Consider the following 4,069-nt stretch of genomic DNA (forward strand, 5'->3'; position numbering starts at 1 on the left):
AGAAATATCTTATTGTTCTTCTCTGCGTACTCTGCGGACTTTGCGAGAAATATCTTATTGTTCCTCTTCGCGTACTCTGCGAGAAAGAATTCTCTGCGTACTCTGCGGACTTTGCGAGAAATATCTTATTGTTCCTCTTCGCGTACTCTGCGAGAAGTAATTCTCTGCGTACTCTGCTAGAAAGAATTCTCTGCGTACTCTGCGGGCTCTGCGAGAAAGAATTCTCTGCGCTCTCCGCGGTTTTTTTAAATTCAGCGGTTCTTTACCGTCCAATGAATTCCAACGGTGAAGATGAAATCCTCATCATTCCCCGATCCGTGATCAACATTCGATATATTTCGGTAATTCATCGCAACAAAACCATATCTGTCATAGTTCGGAAAATACCGCAATTCCAATCCCAAATCCACGCTCTTTTCAACGATGCCCGTTGGAAAAGGCTCCGAATAACCTTCCTTAACCGAAAAATTCATCCATGGCATATCAAACGCAACATGCATTTCGCCTTCGCCTTGACGAATAACATCCAACTCACCAATTGCCTGCCATTTACCCACATACTTTTTTATATTAAAATTCAACCGATCCAAATCCGAACCCAGCGGATATCCAATCGGTGCGTTCCGATGCAAAAAATACTCAGCCACATTCGTCGTTTTATACGTCCGATTCGTGACCGCCGCGTATTCGCAACCGACATACAATCCCGAAAGTCCAAAAGGATCGGCTATGTCAATTCCCAACAATCCGCCAATCTCATTCGGTTCGAGATCGCCCGGCTCTTCTTTGTCCAACTGAATATCATCGATCAACAGTTCGGCGTAGAGTCCCCACTTATTCCCGGCATAATAAAAATCCACACTGCCCAGCGTATTACAATCGAGATTCGGACCATTCATCTGTTCACCGTGATAAAATAAAAACGGATTCAGATACGCCCACTCGACATTCCGATTCACGCCGCTATACAACGACGCTTCATTCACCGCCACCTGAAGATTCTTGAAAAATAACGTCAGGCGGTGCATTGAAAGATACCGATTCGAGCCATTCACCGGATCCAACTTTGCCGTCATCGATTGAAATGCAAATCGCTTTGCAGAAAATTCCAACCGTACCTGATCCATTGGTCGATAAGTCGATGAAAAAAGCAATCCGCCTTTCCGGCCCGGACCATTTGCTAAATAACCTCTTCCCGCGATGATGCGTGTCTCGATGCTTTGATTCCGCAGAAACGACGGACGCCATAGCATATACGCCTGTTCCGTGTAACCCGACAAGCCGCGCCATTTGTTGCCGATATAATTCGACGATTCCGTAGCATAAGGATCCAGCGCCATCACATTGACAAAACTCATGTCGAACGGCAACTCGGCGGCGACATAAGTTCTCGCCAGCGGATAAAATTCGGTCGATTCGCCGGTTTTCATCGACAAATCCATCGTCCCGCCAATTGCTATGATCGGTTCATCGGCCGATTCTCCGAAGGTAAAATTCAGGAACTTTTTCTTCAATCGCGATAGCATGTTCCGCTTTTCCGGTTCATCGCTCAACCCGTAATCCCGGATGATACGCGCGATCATTGCCTGATTCTGTTTACTTGACCGATCGATCAGCCCGGATTCCTTATCATTTTGAATAGCAAATTGGAGGTCAAGATTCGTAATGGGTAACTGGGCGAGATTAAGAGAAGAAATCAAACCGTACGTCTGCAAATATCGCAAATCTTCATAGACACGGTCGTAAGGGGAAATGTTCAACACAGAAGCCGCATAGATCACAGAGGGTGCGGAGATAGAAAAAATAACGCAAAAACTGCATGCTGAAGCAATTAGATATTTAACAAAGTGTTTTTTCATGTGAAAAAGTTATGAAAGACAAGTGGAAAAAGGAATAAGTAAAGATAGTTAGAACACAGATTACACAGAAAGGAAGGCAGATAATCTCAGTAACAGGCAGAGGCAGAGGAAATGCGTCCACGAATTTCACTAATTCACACAAATTTCTTTCATTGTTTTTTTAGTGCAATTAGTGGAAACTTGTCCCGACTATTAGGGAACTTGTCCCGATCCTTCGGGATTAGTAGTCATTCTCTTTCAACTACGAATTACACGGATTACACTAATGTTTTTTTAACTACGAATTTCGCGAATTAAACGAATTATTTTTTTATTGATATTACTGAAATTAGCGTGAACTTGTCCCGATCCTTCGGGATTAGTAGTCATTCTCTTTCAACTACGAATTGCACGGATGTTCACGAATTTCCTTCTTTGTTTTCTTTAGTGCAATTCCCTGTTCGCCTACGGCGGACAGGTCCTCCATTAGTATGCATTCTTTATTTTAATTCATTACTTTTCTTACTCTGCGTACTCTGCGAGAAATATCTTATTGTTCTTCTCTGCGGACTCTGCGTACTCTGCGAGAAAGAATCCTTTGCGTACTCTGCGAACTCTGCGAGAAATATCTTATTGTTCTTCTTCGCGGACTTTGCGAGAAATATCTTATTGTTCATCTTTGCGGACTCTGCGAGAAGTAATTCTCTGCGTACTCTGCGGACTTTGCGAGAAATATCTTATTGTTCTTCTCTGCGTACTTTGCGAACTCTGCGAGAAACATCTTATTGTTCTTCTCTGCGTACTCTGCTAGAAAGAATTCTCTGCGTACTTTGCGAACTCTGCGAGAAACATCTTATTGTTCTTCTCTGCGTACTTTGCGAACTCTGCGAGAAACATCTTATTGTTCATCTCTGCGGACTTTGCGTACTCTGCGAGAAAGAATTCTTTGCGTACTCTGCGGACTCTGCGAGAAACATCTTATTGTTCATCTCTGCGGACTCTGCGGACTCTGCGAGAAATATCTTATTGTTCTTCTCTGCGTACTTTGCGTACTCTGCGAGAAAGAATCCTTTGCGTACTCTGCGGACTCTGCGAGAAACATCTTATTGTTCATCTCTGCGGACTCTGCGTACTCTGCGAGAAACATCTTATTGTTCATCTCTGCGGACTCTGCGAGAAAGAATCCTTTGCGTACTTTGCGAACTCTGCGAGAAACATCTTATTGTTCATCTCTGCGGACTCTGCGGACTCTGCGAGAAAGAATCCTTTGCGTACTCTGCGAGAAAGAATTCTTCGCCACCGCCGTTGGCGGGGTTTCGTGTGTTCTGTTGAATTATTTATCCTCTTCACTCTGCGGCTAAATCTTCTTCCCATGTGACCCCTGACATATTATTTTTAATCTCATATAAAATAATTGTTGACATCTTTGAAAATCATTCCTATATTCACTTGTAGAATTTGTAATTGAGAGTTTCATGGCAACGAAAGAATAAAGGAGGAAATCGTGAAAATCAAAAATTTTATACCCGTTTTCGCACTAACAGCGGCATTTATGGTCTTTCTCTGCGCACCGTCTTTTGCTCAAGAAGAAGTCATTACCGATAAACCCGTTATCGAAGAGACGGAACCTGTCGTCGAAGACACCACAGCTCTGGAACTTGAAACCGTCGAAGAAGAAGTTGTAGAAGAAGAAATTGTAGAAGAAACCGTCAAAGAAGAACCTTCCAGCTTCAAACCGGGCTGGACTGCAAAAGCCTATATCAATGGCGGTCCCATCGAACCCTGGGGCGATCCGGGCACCGGCGCAATGTTCAACATGGGAATGAGAATTCAAGGCGGCGCTCAACTCAATATCGCCAAATGGTTCAAACTACCGCTGATTCTGCAACCTCTGTCTGCCGAAGTCATGCTTGGCTATGGCATGTGGAATATTAAACCGGATTACACTGGTGATTATGTTGATGCAAAAACCAATGTAATATCAGTACTGGCACTAGGACGCTATGATATTACCGATTTGATCATGAAACTCATCGGCGTCGAATATCCCTCACTGGGTATCTTCGGCGTTGCAGGATTGCAATACAATATGCAATCCTGGGACTTCCCAAACTGGACCCGCAAGTTTGATACGGCTTCCTCTTTTGGATTAAATCTCGGACTCGGCATAAAGTACAATCTACAGAATCTTGTTGGTAAACCGGTTGAAATCGATGTTCGCTTCACGCAGG

2 protein-coding genes are annotated in these 4,069 nt (G+C 43.8%); one reads left to right on the forward strand and one right to left on the reverse strand.

The features are described from left to right. Nucleotides 1-251 precede the first annotated feature (251 nt). Nucleotides 252-1,859 (reverse strand): hypothetical protein, encoded by a 1,608-nt coding sequence (locus COT43_02855; GenBank protein PIS29923.1) that lies wholly within the window; start codon nucleotides 1,857-1,859, stop codon nucleotides 252-254. A 1,483-nt stretch (nucleotides 1,860-3,342) separates the two neighbouring features. On the opposite strand from COT43_02855, the gene COT43_02860 reads away from it, so the two are divergent. Beyond that, nucleotides 3,343-4,069 (forward strand): hypothetical protein (locus COT43_02860; protein ID PIS29924.1); only part of this gene is annotated, 727 nt, incomplete at its 3' end.

This window comes from Candidatus Marinimicrobia bacterium CG08_land_8_20_14_0_20_45_22 (assembly GCA_002774355.1).
Lineage (GTDB): Bacteria > Fidelibacterota > UBA2242 > UBA2242 > UBA2242 > 0-14-0-20-45-22.

What these genes read in the sequence shown, in the direction of transcription:
- COT43_02855 (PIS29923.1), bottom strand. Translation starts at nt 1,859, where the DNA reads ATGAAAAAACACTTTGTTAAATATCTAATTGCTTCAGCATGCAGTTTT.